Below are 20,267 nucleotides of genomic sequence, written 5' to 3' on the forward strand. Positions count from 1 at the left end.
CGGCGTGGGAGGGTACGGTGGCAAGGGCTCGGGCGGCAGCGTCCGGGCCCTTCTTGAGTTCCGGCACCGGCGCCGGTGCTGAGCATGTGATCGGCTGCACCTGCCCCTCCCTTGTGGGGGCGGTCCGATCTCTGGCACACTGTTCAAGTTGTCTGCGTGGGCCGACATACCCGGTTCCGTTCTCTGAGTGTCCCCTGGGGCACCTCGGCGAATGATCACCGGATGAGGCCCGTCCCGAGGATGCGAACCTTGCCCCTGGCATGGATCGCGCATCGAACGAGGGAATCGACGCAGCAGCAGCCGACTTTCGGCGGTTCTGTGCTGGGCTCGTGTGCCCCGCAGAGGCCGACACGCCCGTCCTCGGGTACCGGGAGACGGCTGCTTCCATGCCAGACCTAGAAGAGAGACAGGACGCCATGGCGGGACAGAAGATCCGCATCCGGCTCAAGTCGTACGACCACGAGGTGATCGACAGCTCGGCGCGCAAGATCGTCGACACGGTCACCAGCGCTGGCGCGACTGTGGTGGGCCCGGTGCCGTTGCCGACCGAGAAGAACGTGTTCTGCGTGATCCGTTCTCCCCACAAGTACAAGGACTCCCGTGAGCATTTCGAGATGCGCACGCACAAGCGACTGATCGACATCGTCGATCCCACGCCCAAGGCTGTGGACTCGCTCATGCGCCTCGACCTGCCGGCGGACGTCAACATCGAGATCAAGCTCTGAGGGTGGTGGAGATGAGCAACGAATTGACCGGCCAGAAGGCCCGTCCGGTGTCCGGCGTGCTCGGCACCAAGCTCGGCATGACCCAGGTCTGGGACGAGAACGGAAAGCTCGTCCCTGTGACCGTCGTGCAGACCGGTGCGAACGTCGTCACCCAGATCCGGTCTATCGAGACCGACGGCTACGACGCCGTGCAGATCGCCTACGGCCAGATCGACCCCCGCAAGGTGTCGGCACCGCTGAAGGGCCACTTCGAGAAGGCCGGCGTGACCCCGCGCCGTCACCTCGTCGAGCTGCGCACCGTCGACGCCGCTGACTACACCGTCGGCCAGGAGATCAACGCCTCGGTGTTCGAGTCCGGCCAGAAGGTCGACGTCGTCGGCACCTCCAAGGGCAAGGGCACCGCGGGCGTCATGAAGCGCCACGGCTTCTCCGGTGTCGGCGCCTCCCATGGTGCGCACCGCAACCACCGCAAGCCCGGTTCCATCGGTGGCGCATCCACCCCCGGTCGCGTGTTCAAGGGTCAGCGCATGGCTGGCCGCATGGGCGGCGACCGCACCAGTGTCCAGAACCTGACCGTTCACGCGGTCGACGTCGAGAAGGGCCTCGTGCTCGTCAAGGGTGCCGTTCCCGGCCCCAAGGGCGGCCTCGTGCTCGTCCGCTCGGCTGTCAAGAGCCCCGCGAAGGAGGCCTGAGCCCGATGGCAGCGAATCTCTCTGTCGACGTGCTCGATCCGGCCGGCAAGAAGTCCGGCTCCGTCGAGCTGCCTGCGTCGATCTTCGACGTGCAGACCAACGTGCCCCTGATCCACCAGGTGGTCGTCGCCCAGCAGGCGGCCGCTCGTCAGGGCACGCACAAGACCAAGACCCGCGCCGAGGTGCGTGGTGGCGGTAAGAAGCCCTGGAAGCAGAAGGGCACCGGTCGTGCCCGTCAGGGCTCGCTCCGTGCGCCGCAGTTCGCCGGCGGTGGCGTCGTCCACGGCCCCGTGCCGCGTGACTACAGCCAGCGGACCCCGAAGAAGATGAAGGCCGCCGCCCTGCGCGGAGCCCTCTCGGACCGCGCCCGCAACGGCCGCATCCACGTCATCTCCTCGCTGCTCGAGGGTGACGTCGCGTCCACCAAGGCCGCCCGCCAGACCCTGGCGAACGTCTCCGACCGTCGCCACCTGCTGGTGGTCGTGCGTCGCGATGACGATCTCGGCGCGCTGAGCTCGCGCAACCTGCCTGCCACCCACGTCCTGTACGCGGACCAGGTGAACACCTACGACGTCATGCTTTCCGACGACGTGGTCTTCACCGCCGCTGCGCTCGAGGACTTCGTGGCCCAGGCAACCCTGTCCCTGTCCACCTCGACCTTCGCCGCTGCGAAGGCTGCACCGGCTGCTGCCGCTGCCGCCCCGGCTGCTGCGCAGGAGGCCCCCTTCGGTGAGGGATCGGCGGCCCCGCTGGCCGACGACTCCGCACCTGAGGGCTTCACGATCAAGGGCAACCAGGACTCGATGAAGTTCCACACCCCGGACTCCCCGTGGTACGGCCGTACCAAGGCCGAGGTCTGGTTCGCGACTGAGGAGGCCGCCAAGGCCGCCGGGTTCGTGAACGCAGTCAAGGAGTCCACCGAGGAGGAGTCGAAGTGACCTCGCTGAACAAGGACCCCCGCGACATCCTGCTGGCCCCGGTCGTCTCCGAGAAGAGCTACGGGCTGATGGACGAGGGCAAGTACACCTTCCTGGTGGCTGCCGACGCCAACAAGACCGAGATCAAGATCGCCGTCGAGAAGGTCTTCGACGTCACGGTCTCCTCGGTGAACACGATCAACCGTCAGGGCAAGACGCGCCGCACGCGCTTCGGGACCGGCAAGCGCAAGGACACCAAGCGCGCCATCGTCACCCTGACTGACGGAGCCATCGACATCTTCGGAGGGTCGGTCGCCTGAGGCGGCCGATATCCGAGGAGCCGAAGAGAGTCTGAGGGAATCCCACATGGCAATTCGTAAGAGCAAGCCGACCACGCCCGGTCGTCGTTTCTCGAGTGGCGCCGACTTCGTCGAGGTCACCCGATCCACGCCGGAGAAGTCGCTGGTCCGTCCGCTGTCCAAGTCCGGCGGTCGTAACAACAACGGTCGTATCACCTCCCGTCACCGGGGCGGTGGCCACAAGCGGGCCTACCGCGTGATCGACTTCCGCCGCCACGACAAGGACGGCGTCAACGCGAAGGTCGCTCATATCGAGTACGACCCCAACCGCACCGCGCGCATCGCACTGCTGCACTACCTGGACGGCGAGAAGCGTTACATCCTCGCGCCGGCCAAGCTGCGTCAGGGCGACTGGATCGAGAACGGTCCAGGCGCGGACATCAAGCCCGGCAACAACCTGCCGCTGCGCAACATCCCGCTGGGCACCGTGGTCCATGCCATCGAGCTTCGGCCCGGTGGCGGTGCCAAGATCGCCCGCAGCGCCGGCGCCTCCGTGCAGCTGGTCGCCAAGGAAGGACCGTATGCGCAGCTGCGCATGCCGTCCGGCGAGATCCGCAACGTCGATGCGCGCTGCCGCGCGACCATCGGCGAGGTCGGCAACGCCGAGCAGTCCAACATCAACTGGGGCAAGGCCGGCCGCATGCGCTGGAAGGGCAAGCGCCCTCACGTGCGTGGCGTCGTCATGAACCCGCACGATCACCCGCATGGTGGCGGCGAGGGCCGTACCTCCGGTGGTCGTCATCCGGTGTCGCCCTGGGGTCAGCCCGAGGGCCGTACCCGTCGGCCGGGCAAGGAGAGCGACAAGCTCATCGTGCGCCGTCGTCGGACCGGCAAGAAGCGCTGATAGGGAGAACCAGGAACTATGCCTCGCAGTATCGCCAAGGGCCCCTTCGTGGACGACCACCTTCAGAAGAAGGTGGATGTCCAGAACGAAAAGGGCACCAAGAACCTCATCAAGACCTGGTCGCGTCGTTCGGTCATCACCCCGGACTTCCTCGGCCACACCTTCGCAGTGCACGACGGTCGCAAGCACGTCTCGGTGTTCGTCACCGAGTCGATGGTCGGCCATAAGCTCGGCGAGTTCGCTCCTACGCGGACTTTCAAGGGCCACGAGAAGGACGACAGAAAGGGCCGTCGTCGCTGACCTGAGGTCAGCACGGCAGCACGTCCCGACACCCAGAAGAAAGCAGGACAGCAATGGAAGCCAAGGCGCAGGTGCGGCATCTCCGCATGTCGCCCATGAAGGCTCGCCGCGTTGTGGACCTGATTCGTGGCAAGAGCACGGCCGAGGCCCTGGACATCCTGCGGTTCGCCCCGCAGGCCGCCAGTGAGCCCGTCCTCAAGCTCGTCGAGTCCGCGATCGCCAACGCGCGGGTGAAGGCTGATCAGGCAGGGGAGCGCTTTGACGAGCGCGACCTCGCCGTCGCCGCCGCCTTCGTCGATGAGGGTCCGACCCAGAAGCGGTTCCAGCCGCGTGCTCAGGGTCGAGCCTTCCAGATCAAGAAGCGCACCAGCCACGTCACCGTGGTCGTCGCTCCCGTGAACAAGTAAGGAGTCCCGAATGGGCCAGAAGGTCAATCCGAATGGGTTCCGTCTCGGGATCACGACGGAGCACAGCAGCCGGTGGTTCGCTGATTCCTCCAAGGAGGGTCAGCGCTACCGCGACTACGTGAAGGAAGACGTCGCGATCCGCACGCTCATGTCCAAGGGCATGGAGCGGGCTGGCATCTCGAAGGTCGAGATCGAGCGCACCCGTGACCGTGTGCGCGTCGACCTCCACACCGCCCGCCCGGGCATCGTCATCGGGCGTCGTGGCGCGGAGGCCGAGCGCCTGCGCGGTGAGCTCGAGAAGCTCACCGGCAAGCAGATCCAGCTGAACATCCTCGAGGTCAAGAACCCCGAGGCTGACTCTCAGCTGGTTGCTCAGGGCATCGCCGAGCAGCTCGCCGCCCGCGTTTCCTTCCGCCGTGCGATGCGCAAGGGCATGCAGTCCGCGCAGCGTGCAGGTGCGAAGGGCATCCGAGTGGCCGTCTCCGGTCGCCTCGGTGGCGCCGAGATGAGCCGTAACGAGTTCTACCGCGAGGGTCGCGTGCCGCTGCACACCCTTCGCGCGAACATCGACTACGGCTTCTACGAGGCCAAGACCGCCTTCGGCCGCATCGGCGTGAAGGTGTGGATCTACAAGGGCGACGTCACCGCCAAGGAGCTCGCGGCTCAGCAGGCCGCCTCGCAGGGTCCCCGCTCCGGCGGACGTGGCGCCCCGCGTGCAGAGCGCCCGCGTGGCCGTCGCAACGAGCGCAACGCCACCGCGCGTCGGGACGGCTCGGAGGGTGCAGCTCCGGCTGCTGCTCCGTCCGCTTCCGCCGAGCAGGCGGCACCCGCGCCCGTACAGCAGCCCGGAACGGAGGCCTGAGCGACATGCTGATCCCTCGCAGGACCAAGCACCGCAAGCAGTACCGACCGCACCGCAGTGGCATGTCCAAGGGCGGCACCGATCTCGCGTTCGGCGACTACGGCATCCAGGCTCTCGAGCCCGCCTATGTCACCAACCGTCAGATCGAAGCTGCACGTATCGCCATGACGCGCTACATGAAGCGTGGCGGCAAGGTGTTCATCAACATCTACCCCGATCGTCCGCTCACCAAGAAGCCTGCCGAGGTCCGCATGGGCTCCGGTAAGGGTTCGGTCGAGTGGTGGATCGCCAATGTCAAGCCGGGTCGAGTCATGTTCGAACTCGCCGGCGTCGAGGAGGAGGTGGCTCGCGAGGCACTCCGCCTGGCGCAGCACAAGCTCCCCATGAAGAGCCGCATCCTGAGCCGAGAGAGTGGTGACATCTGATGGCAGCGACCAAGCTCACCGCCGATGAACTCGACAAGCTGGACGACGCGAAGCTGGTGGAAGAACTTGCCAAGGGCAAGGACGAGCTGTTCAAGCTCCGTTTCCAGTCCGCGACCGGTCAGCTCGAGAACTCCGGCCGTCTGCGGTCCGTCAAGAAGGACATCGCACGGATCTACACGATCCTGCGCGAGCGAGAGCTGGGCATCCGTCAGGCGCCCGGCGCCGCCGAGTGACCGCGAAGCGAGGAACAGAGATGACTGACAACACCCAGGCCGAGACCCCGGCCGTCGAGGAGCTCGACAAGGAAGGCGCGCACGCGTCCTCCCACGAGCGTCCCTACCGCAAGACCCAGCGTGGCTACGTGGTCTCGGACAAGATGGACAAGACCATCGTGATCGAGGTCGAGGAGCGTGTGAAGCACGCCCGTTACGGCAAGGTCACGACCAAGACGAGCCGGTTCAAGGCTCATGACGAGGAGAACAGCGCCGGCATCGGCGACCGTGTCGTCGTCATGGAGACTCGTCCCACCTCCGCCACCAAGCGGTGGCGTCTGGTCGAGATCGTCGAGCGCGCCAAGTGATCGGGCGGTCCCAGTGACCGCTCCGTGATCCAGAGAAGGGCCGGTCCTCCCACAGGGAGGGTCGGCCCTTCTCTTCGTCTCTGCGCTGCTGCCGAGCTGGCCGCTGTGGCCGCGGGGGTGGTGCGCCGCGCCGTCCCAGCCGGGTCAGGCGGTCAACTGGATCAGCAGTGCGCCGGCAAGCGCATCTTCCGCTGCGGGCGCGGGGACCTCCCGGGTGGCGCCTTCGCCGTCGATCAGCGCGACGGCATAGCTGCCGTCCGCGGTGCGGCGTAGCGCGCTGAAGGATTCACCGAGTGCTGCGCGCAGCTGATCCTCCCGGGGGATCCAGAGCGCATCCTCCTGCTCCACGGAATCCAGCGCCCACTCGGTGGTCCCGTTGAACCGGAAGACCCGCTCTCCGCTGCGCCCATTCCCGAGCTCGATGACCATCGCCGAGAGCATGAAGGTCTCGTCCCGCAGCTGCTCGTTGTCGATGATGAAGAGGTCGCCGTCCGCCGGCGCCCACTGCAGTCCTGCGTCCCGCAGGCGCCGTGCGATGTCGATGTCGATCATGGGCACGAGCCTATGCCCCACCCCAGAATCTGCCGTGCCCGACCGGTGATCGCCGTCGTGGGGGAGTGTCGTGGGGGAGTGCTGCCGGCGGTGATCGGCAGGAGAGCAAGCACACACGGTTCGCCTCGGGGAGAAGGGGTGACAGCGGCTGGTGCGGCGCGTAGTCTTGAGCAGTTGCCGGACGGCTGTGCGCATGCATCCTCGGATGCTGGCGGATGGACGGCTGCGACAGGATCCGGTGTCACCAGATCCATCCTCCCCGGAGACCTCGCACGAGAAGCGAACGCTGTGCGTTCCTCACGCTAGTGCCTGAGTCCGGATGAGGAGTTTTTTGGTGCCCGGGACCGGTCGACGGTCACGCCTTTGGTCGAAGTTCTGCCCAGAGTCGGTGAAGTGCAATATGCAGTGTCCATATTCCGTTCCGCAAGGCTCGGCTCATCCGCTCCCGCGGGTGGGAAGAGAACCGGTGAGACGATAGGAGAACGAGTGATTCAGCAGGAGTCGCGACTGAAGGTCGCCGACAACACGGGTGCCAAGGAGATTCTCTGCATCCGTGTTCTCGGTGGCTCCGGTCGCCGTTACGCCAGCATCGGGGACACCATCGTGGCGACCGTCAAGGACGCCATCCCCGGTGGCAACGTCAAGAAGGGCGACATCGTCAAGGCGGTCGTCGTCCGCACGTCCAAGGAAGTCCGTCGCATCGACGGCTCCTACATCCGCTTCGACGAGAACGCAGCGGTGATCCTCAAGACCGATGGGGAGCCGCGCGGAACCCGCATCTTCGGCCCCGTCGGCCGCGAGCTGCGCGACAAGCGCTTCATGAAGATCGTCTCGCTGGCACCGGAGGTGGTGTGACATGGCAAAGATGAAGATCAAGAAGGGCGACCTCGTCCAGGTGATCACCGGTCGCACCAGCGACAGCGACACCGCCGCCAAGCGCGGTCTCGAGGTCGGCGACAAGGGCAAGCAGGGCCGTGTCCTGCAGGTGTTCCCCGATTCCCAGCGTGTGCTGGTCGAGGGCATCAACCGCCGCACGCACCATGTCAAGCCCAACCAGGCTGGCGGCGCGGGCGGCATCGAGCAGCGCGAGGCCTCGATCCACGTCTCGAACGTGGCTCTGGTCGACCCGGAGGACAACAAGCCGACCAAGATCGGTTACCGCGTCGAGACCCTCGAGCTCGAGAACGGCCGCACCAAGCAGGTGCGTGTCCGCTTCGCCAAGCGCTCCGGGAAGGACATCTGAGATGAGCGAGACTGCCACCCAGGCGACCACCCCGCGCCTCAAGAGCAAGTACAACGAGACCATCAAGGCTCAGCTGACCGAGCAGTTCGGTTACAGCAACGTCATGCTGGTCCCCGGTCTGACCAAGATCGTCGTGAACATGGGCGTCGGCGACGCCGCTCGCGACTCCAAGGTCATCGACGGTGCCATCCGCGATCTCGCGGACATCACGGGCCAGAAGCCCCAGGTCACCAAGGCTCGCAAGTCCATCGCGCAGTTCAAGCTGCGTGAGGGAATGCCGATCGGTGCCCACGTCACCCTGCGCAACGCCCGCATGTGGGAGTTCCTGGACCGCCTGCTGTCCACCGCGCTGCCCCGTATTCGTGACTTCCGGGGCCTGTCCCCGAAGCACTTCGACGGCAACGGGAACTACACCTTCGGTCTCACGGAACAGGTGATGTTCCACGAGATCGACCAGGACAAGATCGACCGCGTCCGCGGTATGGACATCACGGTCGTGACCACTGCGAAGACCGACGACGAGGGACGCGCGCTGCTCAAGCTGCTCGGCTTCCCCTTCAAGGAGAACTGATATGGCGAAGACAGCCCTGATCAAGAAGTCGGAGCGCAAGCCCAAGTTCGCTGTGCGCGGCTACACCCGTTGCCAGCGCTGCGGCCGTCCGCACTCCGTGTACCGCAAGTTCGGGCTCTGCCGAGTCTGCCTTCGCGAGATGGCTCACCGCGGTGAGCTCCCCGGCGTGACCAAGAGCAGCTGGTAAGGACTACCGCCAGAGGTCCCTCGTCGCATACATGGCGGCCGAGGGAAACCAGGTGAGGAAGAAGCAACAGACATGACCATGACCGACCCGATCGCGGACATGCTGACGCGGATCCGTAACGCCTCAGGGGCGTACCACGAGACCGCGTCCATGCCGTACTCGAAGTTGAAGGCCCGCATCGCGGACATCCTGAAGGCAGAGGGTTACATCCTCGGCTGGACCGAGGAAGAGGCCGAGGTGGGCTCCAAGCTCGTCCTCGAGCTCAAGTACTCGGACAGCCGTGAGCGTGCCATCTCCGGGATCCGTCGTATTTCGAAGCCCGGCCTGCGTGTGTACGCGAAGTCCACCAATCTGCCCAAGGTCCTCGGCGGACTGGGCGTGGCGATCCTGTCCACGTCCTCCGGCCTTCTGACCGACCGGCAGGCAGCCAAGAAGGGTGTGGGTGGGGAAGTCCTCGCCTACATCTGGTGAGCGGGAGAGGAGACAAACAGCTATGTCCCGCATCGGACGCCTGCCGGTCGCAGTGCCGGCCTCAGTCCAGAACGTCACCATCGAGGACCGCACCGTCACGGTGACCGGCCCCAAGGGCGAGCTCAAGCACATCGTGCCGGCTCCCCTCACCGTCGAGCGCGGTGAGGACGGCACCATCGTGGTGAGCCGCCCCGACGAGGAGCGCGAGAGCAAGGCCCTTCACGGCCTGACCCGCACCCTCATCAACAACATCGTCCTCGGTGTCACCGAGGGCTACACCAAGAAGCTGGAGATCGTGGGCACGGGCTACCGTGTCACCGCGAAGGGTACGGACCTCGAGTTCGCCCTCGGCTTCTCCCACCCCGTCGTGGTGAAGGCGCCCCAGGGCATCACCTTCGTCGTCGAGTCGCCGGCCAAGTTCTCGGTCAACGGCATCGACAAGCAGCAGGTGGGCGAGGTCGCAGCGAACATCCGCAAGCTGCGCAAGCCCGAGCCCTACAAGGGCAAGGGTGTGCGCTACGCCGACGAGGTCGTGCTCCGCAAGGCCGGAAAGGCTGGTAAGTGATCATGGGTTACGCACTCAAGCACACCAAGGGCAACCGCGGCAGCAAGCTGCGTTCGCGCGGCCGCCGTCACCTGCGGGTCCGTCGTCGCGTCGTCGGCACCGCCCAGCGTCCGCGCCTGGTGGTCACCCGCTCGGCACGCCACGTCTTCGTCCAGGTCGTCGACGACGCTCTCGGCAAGACCATCGCGTCGGCATCGACCATGGAAGCCGACCTGCGCGGCACCGAGGCAGCGAAGACCGACAAGGCCCGCACCGTCGGGACCCTCGTCGCTGAGCGTGCCAAGGCTGCCGGGATCGACTCCGTCGTGTTCGACCGCGGCGGCAACAAGTACCACGGCCGTGTGGCCGCCGTCGCAGACGGCGCCCGCGAGGCTGGCCTGGCGCTGTGATCGCCGCCCGGACACAGGACGAGAAGAGGATCTGAATATGGCTGCACAGCAGCGTAGCAACGGTCCCGCGGCCTCCGGCCGTGGGAACGACAACACGAACACCAGCAATGATCGCGGTGCCCGCCAGGGCGGCAACGATCGCGGTGGGCGTCAGGGTGGCCGCGGCCGCGGTCAGGAAGCCGAGAAGTCGGCATTCCTCGAGCGCGTCGTGAGCATCAACCGCGTGTCGAAGGTCGTCAAGGGCGGCCGTCGATTCTCCTTCACCGCCCTCGTGGTGGTGGGTGACGGCGACGGAACGGTCGGCGTCGGCTACGGCAAGGCCAAGGAGGTGCCCGCGGCGATCGCCAAGGGCGTCGAGGAGGCGAAGAAGAACTTCTTCCGCGTCCCTCGTATCCAGGGCACCGTGGTCCACCCGGTCCAGGGCGAGGATGCAGCAGGCGTCGTCCTGCTGCGCCCGGCCGCTCCCGGTACCGGTGTGATCGCCGGTGGCCCGGTCCGCGCCGTCCTCGAGTGCGCTGGAGTGCACGACGTGCTCTCCAAGTCGCTCGGCTCGACCAACGCGATCAACATCGTGCGGGCAACGGTCGCCGCGCTCAAGATGCTCGAGGAGCCGGAGGCCGTGGCAGCACGTCGTGGCCTCACGGTCGAGCAGGTCACCCCGGCACCGCTCCTGCGGGCCCAGGCCGCGGGTCGCGCTGCAGCCCGTGCACAGAAGGTGGGTGCCTGATGCAGATCAAGGTGACCCAGACCCGTTCTGACATCGGCGGCACCAAGAGCCAGCGAGCCACCCTGCGCGGCCTCGGCCTCAAGCGCATCGGTGACACCGTGGTGAAGGAAGACCGCCCTGAGATCCGCGGCATGATCCGCACCGTCACCCATCTGGTGACGTTCGAAGAGGTGGACTGACATGACTGATTCCAACCAGAGCCCTCTGAAGCTTCACGACCTGCGCCCCGCGCCGGGTTCGAAGACCGCACGCACCCGCGTCGGTCGCGGTGAGGCTTCCAAGGGCAAGACGGCCGGGCGTGGCACCAAGGGCACCAAGGCCCGCAACACGGTGCGCCTCGGCTTCGAGGGCGGGCAGATGCCGCTGCACATGCGGCTGCCGAAGCTTCGCGGCTTCACCAACCCGTTCCGCGTCGAGTACCAGGCAGTGAACCTGTCGACCCTGCAGGAGCTGTTCCCCGCGGGCGGCACCGTCACGGTCGAGGATCTCGTCGCCAAGGGCGCCGTGCGCAAGAACCAGCCCGTCAAGGTGCTGGGCGCCGGCGACGTGAGCGTCAAGCTCGACGTCACCGCCCAGAAGTTCTCCGCCTCGGCGGAGCAGAAGATCGCGGCGGCTGGCGGGTCCGTCACCACCGCGTGAGTCTCTTTTGACGGGGCACCGTGGCACGGAATATTCTGTGCCACGGTGCCCTGTCGTCATTTCGGGGCCGGTCCGATGGCCGCGCAATCCCGCGGCACCGGGACGGACCGTGACACCCTTGGTCCCGTCCCCGGACCTCCAGGAGGGAAACAGGTGAACTCGTTCGTGCGCGCGCTGCGCACCCCCGAGCTGAGAGCGAAGATCCTCTTCACACTCGGTCTGATCGCGGTGTATCGCCTCGGTGTCTTTATCCCCACCCCGGGATTCGACGCCTCCAACGTGATGTTCTGTGCTGATCAGGCCGCCTCGGCCGGTGGCTCCAACGTGCTGGGCATGGTCAACATGTTCTCCGGTGGCGCCCTGTTGCAGCTCTCCATCTTCGCCCTGGGCGTGATGCCCTACATCACCGCGTCGATCATCGTGCAGCTGCTGCGCGTGGTGATCCCGCGGTTCGAGGCCCTCCACAAGGAGGGGGCATCCGGTACTGCGAAGCTCACCCAGTACACCCGGTACCTCACCATCGGTCTGGGCATCCTCCAATCGACCACCATCATCACCCTGGTGCGCTCGGGCAACTTCTTCGTCGGCTGCCAGCTCGAGCTGGTTCCCGACCAGTCGATCCCGACCCTGCTGACCATGGTCCTGACCATGACCGTCGGCACCGTGCTGATCATGTTCATGGGTGAGATGATCACCGAGCGCGGCATCGGCAACGGCATGTCGCTGATGATCTTCACCTCGATCGCGTCCTCGTTCCCCGGCTCCTTCGGCCAGGTGTGGCAGCTGCAGGGCTGGCTGACCTTCTCCCTGGTCATCGTCGTGGCGCTGGTCGTCATGGTGGGCATGGTCTTCGTCGAGCAGTCTCAGCGGCGGATCCCCGTCCAGTACGCCAAGCGCATGGTCGGGCGCCGCATGTACGGCGGCACCTCCACCTACATCCCGGTCAAGGTCAACCAGGCCGGCGTCATCCCCGTCATCTTCGCGAGCTCGATCCTCGCGCTGCCGCAGATGGCCTCCTCCTTCGGTGATCCTGAGGCCCCCTGGGTGGCGTGGGTGAACACCCACCTCGTGCTCGGCTTCTCCTTCTCCTGGGTCTACGCCCTGGTGTACGTGACCCTGATCGTCTTCTTCGCGTTCTTCTACACCTCGATCACCTTCAATGCGGAGGAGATCGCGGACAACATGAAGAAGTACGGCGGGTTCATCCCCAACGTCCGCGCGGGCAAGCCCACCGAGAACTACCTGCGCTACGTGATCAACCGGATCCAGTCCGCCGGCGCGGTCTATCTCGCGGTGATCTGCCTGATCCCGCTGTTCGCTCTCGTCTATCTCGGAACCTCGCAGGACTTTCCGCTCGGTGGTGTGTCCCTGCTGATCATCATCGGCGTCGGCCTCGACACCGTGAAGCAGATCGATGCGAAGCTCCAGCAGCACCACTACGAAGGGATTCTTCGGTGAACACCCCCACCTCCGCCGCCTCGCCCGTCCAGGCCCGCCGCCTCCTGATCGTGGGCCCGCCCGGCGCGGGCAAGGGCACCCAGGCCGTGCGCCTCGCCGAGGAGCTGTCCATCCCGGCGATCTCCACCGGCGACATCTTCCGGGCCAACGTGTCCGGCGAGACCGAGCTCGGTGTGCTCGCGAAGTCCTACATGGACAAGGGCGAGTACGTTCCGGACTCGGTCACCAACGACATGGTCCGTTCGCGGCTCGGCGAGGCCGATGCCCAGGACGGCTTCCTGCTGGACGGCTACCCCCGCACCCTCGACCAGGTCGAGGCGCTGGACGGGATGCTCACCGAGCTGGGCACCACGCTCGATGCGGTGCTGCTGCTGGTGGTCGAGACCGAGGAGGTCGTGGGCCGCCTCGTCGAGCGTGGCGAGCAGCAGGGCCGCAGCGACGACACCGAGGAGACGATCCGTCGCCGGCTCGAGGTCTATGCGGAGCAGACCGCGCCGCTGATCGACGTCTACGAGAAGCGTGATCTGGTGCGCCGGGTCGACGGCATGGCAACGATCGACGACGTCACCGCGTCGCTGCGCGAGGCCCTCGCCGACCGATGAGCATCCTGCCGGAGCGCGTGGAGCTCAAGACCCCCGAGCAGATCCATGTGATGCGCCGCAGCGGGATGCTGCTGCACCGCGTCCACGAGATGCTCGCCGCGCAGATCCGGCCCGGCATCACCACGAACGAGCTGGACACCCTCGCCCACGACATGATCCGCGACGAGGGTGCGACCCCGAACTTCCTGGGCTACCAGGGGTACCCGGCGACGCTGTGCATCAGCGTCAACGAGGTCGTGGTCCACGGGATCCCCGATGAACGTCCGCTGGTCGAGGGCGACATCGTCTCGATCGACGGCGGCCTGATCATCGAGGGCTGGCATTCGGATGCGGCGCGCACCCACATCGTGGGCCGGGCGCGCTCGGTGGCCGATGAGGATCTGGTCCGCACCACGCGCGAGGCGCTCTGGGCCGGCATCGCCGCGCTCGCGACCGCGGACCGGGTGGGTCAGATCAGCGCCGCGATCGAGGACTACGTCGCTGAGGCGGCGGGGGAGTCCCTCTCCCACCTCGAGGGCTTCGGCGGGCACGGGATCGGTACGGCGATGCACCAGGCGCCTGACGTCATGAACTACCGCACCCGCTCCCGAGGGCCCCGGGTGCGCCCGGGGATGTGCCTGGCGATCGAGCCGATGCTGATCCAGGGTCCCGGCAACTGGACGCTGGACGATGACGACTGGACCGTGCGTGCCACCGCCGGGGGCCGTGCCGCCCACGCAGAGCACTCCGTGGCCGTGACCGAGCAGGGGCTGCTGGTGCTCACCGAGGGCGACGGCGGTGCCGCCGAGCTCGCGCGGCGGGGCATCGTGGCCGCGCCGGATCCGCTGGCCGACCCTGCTACGTGAGGACCAGGACGGGGCGCGGCCTTTCATCGCCTGGATTCCGGCCCGACGTGACCGGGGTCATCGCCTCTGCCTCTCGCCTGATCCGCGAGGCGCGTGTAGGCTGATCCATCGGGTGTGCTCCGTGCATGTCGTCCTCATCGCAGGTCGTGCAGTCCCGTCGCGCCGATCGATCCAACGGCTCAGCCGTGAAGATCAGCGAGGCCGACGACACGCACAACGCGCACCCTTGTCGACCACCGTACCGTCACCTGACGGTCGGTGAGCACAGCCTGAGTAATCAGGAACGCGGAACTCGGCACCGGCTTGCCGGGGGCGAGAGATTGGGGAGGCATGGCGAAGAAGGACGGCGTGATCGAGGTCGAGGGCTTGGTGACGGAGGCGCTCGCGAATGCGCGTTTCCGTGTCGAGCTCGACAACGGGCACAAGGTGCTCGCGCACATCTCCGGGAAGATGCGCCAGCACTACATCCGCATCCTTCCCGAGGACCGTGTGGTCGTCGAGCTGAGCCCCTACGACCTCGACCGTGGCCGCATCGTGTACCGCTACAAGTGATCGTCCCGGGAGAAGGAAAGCTATGAAGGTCAATCCGAGCGTCAAGCCCATCTGTGACAACTGCAAGGTGATCCGTCGCCACTCGCGCGTCATGGTGATCTGCTCGAACCCTCGTCACAAGCAGCGCCAGGGCTGAGCGGAGCACTCCGCACATCCCGGCAACTGTCGTGACAGCCGCCCCAGAGGCGGCAGCCCTGAAGGGCACCGTCCGATCCGTCGGACACACATAAAAGAAGAGACGACACCACCGGCCCTCGGGTCGGCTACCCGCAGCGCGGAGGCTGCGGCGTCCAGGGAACAGACCCGGGCGAGTTGTCGGATCAGGCCTCCGAGACAGTAGGAGAATCTGCACATGGCACGTCTGGTGGGAGTAGACCTTCCGCGCGAAAAGCGCCTCGAAGTCGCCCTGACGTACATCTTCGGCGTGGGACGCACCCGCGCCCTGGAGACCCTGGCCGCGACCGGCGTCTCTGGTGACCTGCGCGTGCGCGAGGTCAGCGACGAGGACCTCGTCAAGCTTCGCGATCACATCGAAGAGAACTACATGGTCGAGGGTGACCTGCGCCGCGAGGTCGCCGGTGACATCCGCCGCAAGGTCGAGATCGGCAGCTACCAGGGCCTGCGCCACCGCCGTGGTCTGCCGGTGCACGGTCAGCGCACCAAGACCAACGCGCGCACCCGCAAGGGCCCCAAGCGCACGGTCGCCGGCAAGAAGAAGGCCCGCTGATCCACGGCTTCCGCCGTCGGACCGCGAGTGTCTTCGGACCCGTAGTCACTTCGCGCCGCTGAGGGACCCGGCGCACCCGAAACCCACCAGAGGAGTACTGCCGCATGGCATCCAAGACCCAGCAGGCCGCTGCGCGCAAGCCGCGCCGCAAGGACAAGAAGAACATTGTCAACGGCCAGGCTCATATCAAGAGCACATTCAACAACACCATCGTGTCCATCACGGACCCGAACGGCGCCGTCATCTCCTGGGCCTCCGCGGGCCAGGTCGGCTTCAAGGGCTCGCGCAAGTCGACCCCGTACGCCGCGCAGATGGCCGCCGAGGCCGCCGCTCGCCGCGCCCAGGAGCACGGCATGAAGAAGGTCGACGTCTTCGTCAAGGGCCCGGGCTCCGGCCGCGAGACCGCGATCCGTTCGCTCACGGCGACCGGCCTCGAGGTCGGTTCGATCCAGGACGTCACCCCGCAGCCGCACAACGGCACCCGCCCGGCCAAGCGCCGCCGCGTCTGACCTCTACGGTCACGGCGGGGCTCTGCTCCCCGCTGTGCCGTTCCGTGCCGGGCGGGGCTCCTGCCGCGCCCGGCACCCTGGACACCACTCACCTTCTAGGCCCATCGCCCCCTTCTGAGCGTCATATGGCGGACGCTCGCTGAAAGGATCCACAGTGCTCATTGCACAGCGCCCCACGCTGACCGAAGAGGTCGTGTCGGACAACCGCTCACGGTTCGTCATCGAGCCGCTCGAGCCGGGCTTCGGCTACACCCTCGGCAACTCCCTGCGCCGCACCCTGCTGTCCTCGATCCCCGGAGCTGCGGTCACCTCGATCCGCATCGACGGTGTGCTCCACGAGTTCAGCACGGTCCCCGGCGTCAAGGAGGACATCACCGAGGTCATCCTCAACGTCAAGAACCTGGTCGTCTCCTCCGAGAACGACGAGCCGGTCGTGATGTACCTGCGTCGCGAGGAAGCCGGCCGCGTCACCGCTGCCGACATCACCCCGCCCGCCGGCGTGGAGATCCACAACCCCGACCTCCACATCGCGACCCTGAACGAGAAGGGCCGCCTGGAGATCGAACTGATCGTCGAGCGCGGTCGCGGCTACGTCTCCGCCGCGCAGAACAAGGGCGTCGACGGCGAGATCGGCCGGGTTCCGGTCGACTCGATCTACTCGCCCGTGCTGAAGGTGACCTACAAGGTCGAGGCGACTCGTGTCGAGCAGCGCACCGACTTCGACAAGCTGATCGTCGACGTCGAGACCAAGCCCGCCATCTCGCCCCGCGATGCGGTGGCCTCGGCCGGCAAGACCCTGGTCGAGCTGTTCGGGCTGGCTCATGAGCTGAACCAGGAGGCGGAGGGCATCGAGATCGGCCCGTCGCCCACGGATCAGGCTCTGGCCGCCGATCTGGCGCTTCCGCTCAACGACCTGAACCTCACGGTCCGGTCGTACAACTGCCTGATGCGCGAGGGTGTCCACACCGTCGGCGAGCTGACCGCCCGTTCCGAGGCCGATCTGCTCGACATCCGCAACTTCGGCCAGAAGTCCATCGACGAGGTCAAGGCGAAGCTCGCCGACCTCGGTCTGTCGCTGAAGGATTCCCCGGCCGGATTCGATCCGTCTGCCCTGGACTCCTACTCCGACGGCTTCGGCGACCAGTACTGACCTTTATCTTTCACTAGGAGAACGACCATGCCTACCCCCACCAAGGGTGCGCGCCTCGGCGGATCCCCCGCGCACGAGCGGATGATCCTCGCCAGCCTCGCGACCGAGCTGTTCCGCCACAAGGCGATCACCACCACCGAGACCAAGGCCAAGCGCCTGCGCCCCCACGCGGAGCGTCTCATCACCCAGGCGAAGAAGGGCGATCTCGCCTCTCGTCGTCGGGTCATGGAGACCATCCGTGACAAGGGCGTCGTCTACTCGCTGTTCGAGGAGATCGCACCGACCTTCGCCGAGCGTCCCGGCGGCTACACCCGCATCACCAAGGTGGCACCGCGTCGTGGCGACAACGCCCCGATGGCCGTCATCGAGCTGGTCACCGAGGAGTTCTCGGCCAAGCAGTCCGTGGTGAAGGAGGCTGAGGGCGCCGCCAAGAACGACGCCAAGGCTGCTGACACCGCTGCGGCCGCCGACACCGCTGCTGCCGAGGACGTCGCTCCGGTCGAGCCCGCCGAGGGCGCCGACGACGAGAAGTGAGCACTCTGCTCTGAGGAGCAGCGCCACGCCGAGGGCGGGCCGACGGGAGAGATCCCGACGGTCCGCCCTCGTTCTCATCGGAATTTCAGGAATCAGCGCACCTTCCCGGTGAGGATCGGCGAATACGGACGATAGGTCTTTACCGGACATTCCGCATTCCACTAGCGGTTTTGAGACCAGCATCTCCGGTGTTTGTCCGATCGTGACCCGGGCGAAAGTTCCCCCGTGGGCTTCGTGCACTACGGTGATCCACGGATGTCCGTTCCCCGGGCAACCTCGTCTCGCTCCTCGAGCTCGTGGTGTGCCTCGGCCCCGGTCTTCGTGCCTCACCACCTCTCGTTCGGAGCTGTTCATCAATGTCCACGCGGAACATTCCCCCCGCCCCCGACACGTCTCGACCCTCACCCCTCTCGCGCCGTGGCCTCCTCGTCGCCGCCGCCTCGGTTCCGGCCGGGGCCGCTGTGCTCTCTGCCGCCCCCGCGCTCGCCGATCCCGCAGTGACCGACGGCGAGACCCGTATCGTCGACGTCCCCCTCGCGGACGTCCCGCTGCTCGATGACAGCGGCGCGCAGGTTCGCGACCTCGCCGATCAGCCGGCCACCATGGTCGGCGTGACCTGGCCGAACGACGCCGACGCTCCCGAGGTCCAGGCGCGTGGTCTGGGCGAGGACGGCGAGTGGACGCCGTGGCTCCCGCTGGAGACCGCAGAGAACCCCGAGACGGGCGAGGACGCCGCCGGCACCGAGGTCGCATGGATCGGTGTGGTCTCCGCGCTGCAGATCCGGGCCGAGCTCGACGGCGCCGACGTCACAGAGTCCCTCATCGCGCACGTCGTCACCACCTCGCCAGCCCCGGCCGACAGCCAGGTCGGGCAGTACACGGGCCCTTCCGCGCGCGTCTCCCAGGCCGATCAGGTGACCACGATGGCCGCTGCCGCCTCGACGAACCCTGCCACGCCCGTCCTCGGGCCGGGGGCTCCCTCCTACGTCTCCCGCGCCGCATGGGGCGCCGATGAGTCCAAGGTGCGGGGCACCAGCGGCGCCGATGAGCTCAAGGCAGTGGTCCTTCACCACACCGCGGGGACCAACAACTATTCCTCCTCGCAGTCCGCGCAGATCGTGCGCGGCATCCTGAACTATCACACCGGGACCATGGGCTGGGCCGACATCGGCTACAACATCCTGGTCTCGAAGTACGGCCAGATCTTCGAGGGACGCGGCGGGGGCCTGCACCGCAACATCACCGGCGCCCACGCCTATGGCTTCAACACCGGTTCCTTCGGCATCTCCGTGATGGGCGACTACTCCTCGACAGCGCCGCCGCGCGCCGCCCGCGTCGCCGTCGCGCAGCTGGTGGGCTGGAAGCTGCTGAACACCTTCCAGACCAGCGTCTGGGCGAAGTCCTCCTGGACCCCGGGGACCGGAACCCGCTTCACCGCCGGCAAGACGATCTCGCTCGCGAAGATGATGGGCCACCGCGACGTCAACTACACCGAGTGCCCGGGGCTGAGCCTGTACCGCCAGTTCGACACCATCCGCGGGGAGGCCCAGGCCTTCATCGACGGGGGCTGGAAAGAGCACCTCTGGGCCTTCCAGGGTGCGGGCGGCACCTCGAAGCTCGGCACCGTGGTCAAGAGCGCCCACCGCACCGGGAAGTACACCGCGACGGTCCTCACCAAGGGCCTGGTCCTCCAGGAGGGTGGAGCAGCCGCAGGGTATGCGACGCCGTTCGCTTCGCAGTGGCGCGGTACCTGGGGCCGGCCGACGGGCTCCGCCTCCACCCGTTTCGGGCAGACGGTGCAGACCTTCCAGCAGGGCGCGGTGGTGAAGACCGGCAAGTCCGTCCAGTTCCACGACTCCCGCTTCATCGATGTCCCCCCGAACCTGATGTACCGGGCGGAGATCGAGAAGCTCGCCGCCAAGGGGATCACCACGGGCTGGGACGACGACAGCTATCGCCCGCTGGCACCGATCCAGCGCGATGCGATGGTCGCCTTCGTCTACCGAGCACTGGGGAAGCCCGCCTTCACCCCGCCGACGAGGTCCCCGTTCAAGGACATGCCGCCCAGCCGGATGTTCTACAAGGAGATCACCTGGGCGCATGCCAAGGGGATCACCACCGGCTGGCCGGACGGCACCTTCCGTCCCACAGCATCCGTGGAGCGTGGAGCGGTCGCGGCTTTCCTGTACCGTGCCTCCGGGGAACGGTCCACCAAGACCGCGAACCCGTTCTCCGATGTCCCGTCGAACCATCAGTTCGGCAAGGAGATCACGTGGCTCGCCTCGACGGGCATCACGACCGGCTGGCCGGACGGCACCTTCCGTCCCGTCGCGCCGATCGCCCGTGATGCGATGGCCGCGTTCATGATCCGCTGGATGGATGTGCGCGGACTCTGACCCCTGAGGGAGCAGACCTGCTCCGGAAGAAGGAGATGC

The 20,267-nt window shown here is 66.8% G+C and carries 32 protein-coding genes; 31 read left to right on the forward strand and 1 reads right to left on the reverse strand.

Annotated elements, in window-relative coordinates; all coding sequences use genetic code 11:
- The first annotated feature begins 416 nt into the window (after nucleotides 1–416).
- The 11 genes from rpsJ to rpsQ are packed head-to-tail and all read left to right on the forward strand — an operon-like array spanning nucleotide 417 to nucleotide 6,111.
- Nucleotides 417–725 (forward strand): 30S ribosomal protein S10, encoded by a 309-nt coding sequence (rpsJ, locus tag ACT3SQ_RS02615; protein WP_015776378.1) that lies wholly within the window; start codon nucleotides 417–419, stop codon nucleotides 723–725.
- A gap of 11 nt (nucleotides 726–736) precedes the next feature.
- The gene (gene rplC, locus ACT3SQ_RS02620; RefSeq protein ID WP_441444680.1) at nucleotides 737–1,417 is read left to right on the forward strand and encodes a 50S ribosomal protein L3; all 681 of its coding nucleotides are present in this window, start codon (nucleotides 737–739) and stop codon (nucleotides 1,415–1,417) included.
- A 5-nt stretch (nucleotides 1,418–1,422) separates the two neighbouring features.
- Nucleotides 1,423–2,355: a 50S ribosomal protein L4, sunset domain variant gene (gene rplD, locus ACT3SQ_RS02625; RefSeq protein ID WP_444592094.1), complete on the forward strand. Its 933-nt coding sequence runs from the start codon at nucleotides 1,423–1,425 to the stop codon at nucleotides 2,353–2,355.
- Nucleotides 2,352–2,654, forward strand: coding sequence for a 50S ribosomal protein L23 (rplW, locus tag ACT3SQ_RS02630; protein ID WP_441444682.1), 303 nt, complete (start codon nucleotides 2,352–2,354; stop codon nucleotides 2,652–2,654). The genes rplD and rplW overlap by 4 nt, the downstream gene beginning before the upstream one ends.
- 46 nt (nucleotides 2,655–2,700) lie before the next feature.
- Nucleotides 2,701–3,537: a 50S ribosomal protein L2 gene (gene rplB, locus ACT3SQ_RS02635; RefSeq protein ID WP_441444683.1), complete on the forward strand. Its 837-nt coding sequence runs from the start codon at nucleotides 2,701–2,703 to the stop codon at nucleotides 3,535–3,537.
- A gap of 18 nt (nucleotides 3,538–3,555) precedes the next feature.
- Nucleotides 3,556–3,837 (forward strand): 30S ribosomal protein S19, encoded by a 282-nt coding sequence (gene rpsS, locus ACT3SQ_RS02640; protein WP_015776373.1) that lies wholly within the window; start codon nucleotides 3,556–3,558, stop codon nucleotides 3,835–3,837.
- 53 nt (nucleotides 3,838–3,890) lie between these two features.
- Nucleotides 3,891–4,244, forward strand: a complete 354-nt coding sequence (gene rplV, locus ACT3SQ_RS02645; RefSeq protein WP_299298804.1) for a 50S ribosomal protein L22 — start codon at nucleotides 3,891–3,893, stop codon at nucleotides 4,242–4,244.
- Between the two features lie 10 nt (nucleotides 4,245–4,254).
- On the forward strand, nucleotides 4,255–5,106 hold the full coding sequence (rpsC, locus tag ACT3SQ_RS02650) for a 30S ribosomal protein S3 (RefSeq protein ID WP_441444684.1): 852 nt from the start codon (nucleotides 4,255–4,257) through the stop codon (nucleotides 5,104–5,106).
- A 5-nt stretch (nucleotides 5,107–5,111) separates the two neighbouring features.
- Nucleotides 5,112–5,531 carry a 50S ribosomal protein L16 gene (rplP, locus tag ACT3SQ_RS02655; RefSeq protein WP_441444685.1) on the forward strand — a complete coding sequence of 140 codons (420 nt, stop codon included), beginning with the start codon at nucleotides 5,112–5,114 and terminating at the stop codon, nucleotides 5,529–5,531.
- Nucleotides 5,531–5,764 carry a 50S ribosomal protein L29 gene (gene rpmC / locus ACT3SQ_RS02660; RefSeq protein WP_345077038.1) on the forward strand — a complete coding sequence of 78 codons (234 nt, stop codon included), beginning with the start codon at nucleotides 5,531–5,533 and terminating at the stop codon, nucleotides 5,762–5,764. The genes rplP and rpmC overlap by 1 nt, the downstream gene beginning before the upstream one ends.
- A gap of 20 nt (nucleotides 5,765–5,784) precedes the next feature.
- The gene (gene rpsQ, locus ACT3SQ_RS02665; protein ID WP_441444686.1) at nucleotides 5,785–6,111 is read left to right on the forward strand and encodes a 30S ribosomal protein S17; all 327 of its coding nucleotides are present in this window, start codon (nucleotides 5,785–5,787) and stop codon (nucleotides 6,109–6,111) included.
- Nucleotides 6,112–6,255: 144 nt separating this feature from the next.
- On the opposite strand, the gene ACT3SQ_RS02670 is transcribed toward rpsQ, so the two are convergent.
- The gene (locus tag ACT3SQ_RS02670) at nucleotides 6,256–6,663 is read right to left on the reverse strand and encodes a hypothetical protein (protein WP_441444687.1); all 408 of its coding nucleotides are present in this window, start codon (nucleotides 6,661–6,663) and stop codon (nucleotides 6,256–6,258) included.
- A 486-nt stretch (nucleotides 6,664–7,149) separates the two neighbouring features.
- On the opposite strand from ACT3SQ_RS02670, the gene rplN reads away from it, so the two are divergent.
- The 20 genes from rplN (at nucleotide 7,150) to ACT3SQ_RS02770 (ending at nucleotide 20,228) form a co-directional block, all read left to right on the forward strand.
- Nucleotides 7,150–7,518 (forward strand): 50S ribosomal protein L14, encoded by a 369-nt coding sequence (gene rplN / locus ACT3SQ_RS02675; RefSeq protein ID WP_089064412.1) that lies wholly within the window; start codon nucleotides 7,150–7,152, stop codon nucleotides 7,516–7,518.
- 1 nt (nucleotide 7,519) lies between these two features.
- Nucleotides 7,520–7,906 carry a 50S ribosomal protein L24 gene (gene rplX / locus ACT3SQ_RS02680; protein ID WP_441444688.1) on the forward strand — a complete coding sequence of 129 codons (387 nt, stop codon included), beginning with the start codon at nucleotides 7,520–7,522 and terminating at the stop codon, nucleotides 7,904–7,906.
- Nucleotide 7,907: 1 nt separating this feature from the next.
- Nucleotides 7,908–8,477: a 50S ribosomal protein L5 gene (rplE, locus tag ACT3SQ_RS02685; protein ID WP_441444689.1), complete on the forward strand. Its 570-nt coding sequence runs from the start codon at nucleotides 7,908–7,910 to the stop codon at nucleotides 8,475–8,477.
- A gap of 1 nt (nucleotide 8,478) precedes the next feature.
- Nucleotides 8,479–8,664: a type Z 30S ribosomal protein S14 gene (locus ACT3SQ_RS02690; RefSeq protein WP_193103395.1), complete on the forward strand. Its 186-nt coding sequence runs from the start codon at nucleotides 8,479–8,481 to the stop codon at nucleotides 8,662–8,664.
- Between the two features lie 72 nt (nucleotides 8,665–8,736).
- Entirely contained in the window at nucleotides 8,737–9,135 is a 399-nt protein-coding gene (gene rpsH, locus ACT3SQ_RS02695; protein WP_299298766.1) for a 30S ribosomal protein S8, read from the forward strand.
- 22 nt (nucleotides 9,136–9,157) lie between these two features.
- Nucleotides 9,158–9,700, forward strand: coding sequence for a 50S ribosomal protein L6 (gene rplF, locus ACT3SQ_RS02700; protein WP_441444690.1), 543 nt, complete (start codon nucleotides 9,158–9,160; stop codon nucleotides 9,698–9,700).
- Between the two features lie 2 nt (nucleotides 9,701–9,702).
- Nucleotides 9,703–10,089, forward strand: a complete 387-nt coding sequence (gene rplR, locus ACT3SQ_RS02705; protein ID WP_441444691.1) for a 50S ribosomal protein L18 — start codon at nucleotides 9,703–9,705, stop codon at nucleotides 10,087–10,089.
- Between the two features lie 37 nt (nucleotides 10,090–10,126).
- Complete coding sequence (gene rpsE / locus ACT3SQ_RS02710) at nucleotides 10,127–10,816, forward strand: 30S ribosomal protein S5 (protein WP_299298757.1); 690 nt, start codon at nucleotides 10,127–10,129, stop codon at nucleotides 10,814–10,816.
- Nucleotides 10,816–10,995, forward strand: coding sequence for a 50S ribosomal protein L30 (gene rpmD / locus ACT3SQ_RS02715; RefSeq protein WP_441444692.1), 180 nt, complete (start codon nucleotides 10,816–10,818; stop codon nucleotides 10,993–10,995). The genes rpsE and rpmD overlap by 1 nt, the downstream gene beginning before the upstream one ends.
- 1 nt (nucleotide 10,996) lies before the next feature.
- Nucleotides 10,997–11,455, forward strand: coding sequence for a 50S ribosomal protein L15 (rplO, locus tag ACT3SQ_RS02720; protein WP_441444693.1), 459 nt, complete (start codon nucleotides 10,997–10,999; stop codon nucleotides 11,453–11,455).
- A gap of 153 nt (nucleotides 11,456–11,608) precedes the next feature.
- Complete coding sequence (secY, locus tag ACT3SQ_RS02725) at nucleotides 11,609–12,913, forward strand: preprotein translocase subunit SecY (RefSeq protein ID WP_442331988.1); 1,305 nt, start codon at nucleotides 11,609–11,611, stop codon at nucleotides 12,911–12,913.
- Entirely contained in the window at nucleotides 12,910–13,515 is a 606-nt protein-coding gene (locus ACT3SQ_RS02730) for an adenylate kinase (RefSeq protein ID WP_441444695.1), read from the forward strand. Before secY ends, ACT3SQ_RS02730 begins: the two co-directional genes overlap by 4 nt.
- Nucleotides 13,512–14,360, forward strand: coding sequence for a type I methionyl aminopeptidase (gene map, locus ACT3SQ_RS02735; RefSeq protein ID WP_441444696.1), 849 nt, complete (start codon nucleotides 13,512–13,514; stop codon nucleotides 14,358–14,360). Before ACT3SQ_RS02730 ends, map begins: the two co-directional genes overlap by 4 nt.
- A 330-nt stretch (nucleotides 14,361–14,690) precedes the next feature.
- The gene (infA, locus tag ACT3SQ_RS02740; RefSeq protein WP_299298742.1) at nucleotides 14,691–14,912 is read left to right on the forward strand and encodes a translation initiation factor IF-1; all 222 of its coding nucleotides are present in this window, start codon (nucleotides 14,691–14,693) and stop codon (nucleotides 14,910–14,912) included.
- Between the two features lie 22 nt (nucleotides 14,913–14,934).
- Complete coding sequence (gene rpmJ, locus ACT3SQ_RS02745) at nucleotides 14,935–15,048, forward strand: 50S ribosomal protein L36 (protein WP_299298739.1); 114 nt, start codon at nucleotides 14,935–14,937, stop codon at nucleotides 15,046–15,048.
- A gap of 216 nt (nucleotides 15,049–15,264) precedes the next feature.
- Complete coding sequence (gene rpsM / locus ACT3SQ_RS02750) at nucleotides 15,265–15,639, forward strand: 30S ribosomal protein S13 (protein WP_441444697.1); 375 nt, start codon at nucleotides 15,265–15,267, stop codon at nucleotides 15,637–15,639.
- Between the two features lie 104 nt (nucleotides 15,640–15,743).
- The gene (gene rpsK / locus ACT3SQ_RS02755) at nucleotides 15,744–16,148 is read left to right on the forward strand and encodes a 30S ribosomal protein S11 (protein ID WP_441444698.1); all 405 of its coding nucleotides are present in this window, start codon (nucleotides 15,744–15,746) and stop codon (nucleotides 16,146–16,148) included.
- A 154-nt stretch (nucleotides 16,149–16,302) separates the two neighbouring features.
- Nucleotides 16,303–17,298, forward strand: a complete 996-nt coding sequence (locus ACT3SQ_RS02760; RefSeq protein WP_444600796.1) for a DNA-directed RNA polymerase subunit alpha — start codon at nucleotides 16,303–16,305, stop codon at nucleotides 17,296–17,298.
- A 27-nt stretch (nucleotides 17,299–17,325) separates the two neighbouring features.
- Nucleotides 17,326–17,832, forward strand: coding sequence for a 50S ribosomal protein L17 (gene rplQ, locus ACT3SQ_RS02765; protein WP_444592089.1), 507 nt, complete (start codon nucleotides 17,326–17,328; stop codon nucleotides 17,830–17,832).
- 461 nt (nucleotides 17,833–18,293) lie between these two features.
- A complete protein-coding gene (locus tag ACT3SQ_RS02770) occupies nucleotides 18,294–20,228 on the forward strand; it encodes an S-layer homology domain-containing protein (RefSeq protein WP_444592088.1) in 1,935 nt (644 codons plus the stop codon).
- Nucleotides 20,229–20,267: the final 39 nt, after the last annotated feature.

This window comes from Brachybacterium sp. AOP42-C2-15, from assembly GCF_052377065.1.
In the GTDB taxonomy this organism is placed as follows: domain Bacteria; phylum Actinomycetota; class Actinomycetes; order Actinomycetales; family Dermabacteraceae; genus Brachybacterium.

Bases quoted from the DNA above. Each gene is read 5' to 3' on its own strand.
- rpsJ (WP_015776378.1), top strand. From the start codon at position 417: ATGGCGGGACAGAAGATCCGCATCCGGCTCAAGTCGTACGACCACGAG.
- rplC (WP_441444680.1), top strand. From the start codon at position 737: ATGAGCAACGAATTGACCGGCCAGAAGGCCCGTCCGGTGTCCGGCGTG.
- rplD (WP_444592094.1), top strand. From the start codon at position 1,423: ATGGCAGCGAATCTCTCTGTCGACGTGCTCGATCCGGCCGGCAAGAAG.
- rplB (WP_441444683.1), top strand. From the start codon at position 2,701: ATGGCAATTCGTAAGAGCAAGCCGACCACGCCCGGTCGTCGTTTCTCG.
- rpsS (WP_015776373.1), top strand. From the start codon at position 3,556: ATGCCTCGCAGTATCGCCAAGGGCCCCTTCGTGGACGACCACCTTCAG.
- rplV (WP_299298804.1), top strand. From the start codon at position 3,891: ATGGAAGCCAAGGCGCAGGTGCGGCATCTCCGCATGTCGCCCATGAAG.
- rpsC (WP_441444684.1), top strand. From the start codon at position 4,255: ATGGGCCAGAAGGTCAATCCGAATGGGTTCCGTCTCGGGATCACGACG.
- rplP (WP_441444685.1), top strand. From the start codon at position 5,112: ATGCTGATCCCTCGCAGGACCAAGCACCGCAAGCAGTACCGACCGCAC.
- rpmC (WP_345077038.1), top strand. From the start codon at position 5,531: ATGGCAGCGACCAAGCTCACCGCCGATGAACTCGACAAGCTGGACGAC.
- rpsQ (WP_441444686.1), top strand. From the start codon at position 5,785: ATGACTGACAACACCCAGGCCGAGACCCCGGCCGTCGAGGAGCTCGAC.
- ACT3SQ_RS02670 (WP_441444687.1), bottom strand. From the start codon at position 6,663: ATGATCGACATCGACATCGCACGGCGCCTGCGGGACGCAGGACTGCAG.
- rplX (WP_441444688.1), top strand. From the start codon at position 7,520: ATGGCAAAGATGAAGATCAAGAAGGGCGACCTCGTCCAGGTGATCACC.
- rplE (WP_441444689.1), top strand. From the start codon at position 7,908: ATGAGCGAGACTGCCACCCAGGCGACCACCCCGCGCCTCAAGAGCAAG.
- ACT3SQ_RS02690 (WP_193103395.1), top strand. From the start codon at position 8,479: ATGGCGAAGACAGCCCTGATCAAGAAGTCGGAGCGCAAGCCCAAGTTC.
- rpsH (WP_299298766.1), top strand. From the start codon at position 8,737: ATGACCATGACCGACCCGATCGCGGACATGCTGACGCGGATCCGTAAC.
- rplF (WP_441444690.1), top strand. From the start codon at position 9,158: ATGTCCCGCATCGGACGCCTGCCGGTCGCAGTGCCGGCCTCAGTCCAG.
- rplR (WP_441444691.1), top strand. From the start codon at position 9,703: ATGGGTTACGCACTCAAGCACACCAAGGGCAACCGCGGCAGCAAGCTG.
- rpsE (WP_299298757.1), top strand. From the start codon at position 10,127: ATGGCTGCACAGCAGCGTAGCAACGGTCCCGCGGCCTCCGGCCGTGGG.
- rpmD (WP_441444692.1), top strand. From the start codon at position 10,816: ATGCAGATCAAGGTGACCCAGACCCGTTCTGACATCGGCGGCACCAAG.
- rplO (WP_441444693.1), top strand. From the start codon at position 10,997: ATGACTGATTCCAACCAGAGCCCTCTGAAGCTTCACGACCTGCGCCCC.
- map (WP_441444696.1), top strand. From the start codon at position 13,512: ATGAGCATCCTGCCGGAGCGCGTGGAGCTCAAGACCCCCGAGCAGATC.
- infA (WP_299298742.1), top strand. From the start codon at position 14,691: ATGGCGAAGAAGGACGGCGTGATCGAGGTCGAGGGCTTGGTGACGGAG.
- rpmJ (WP_299298739.1), top strand. From the start codon at position 14,935: ATGAAGGTCAATCCGAGCGTCAAGCCCATCTGTGACAACTGCAAGGTG.
- rpsM (WP_441444697.1), top strand. From the start codon at position 15,265: ATGGCACGTCTGGTGGGAGTAGACCTTCCGCGCGAAAAGCGCCTCGAA.
- rpsK (WP_441444698.1), top strand. From the start codon at position 15,744: ATGGCATCCAAGACCCAGCAGGCCGCTGCGCGCAAGCCGCGCCGCAAG.
- rplQ (WP_444592089.1), top strand. From the start codon at position 17,326: ATGCCTACCCCCACCAAGGGTGCGCGCCTCGGCGGATCCCCCGCGCAC.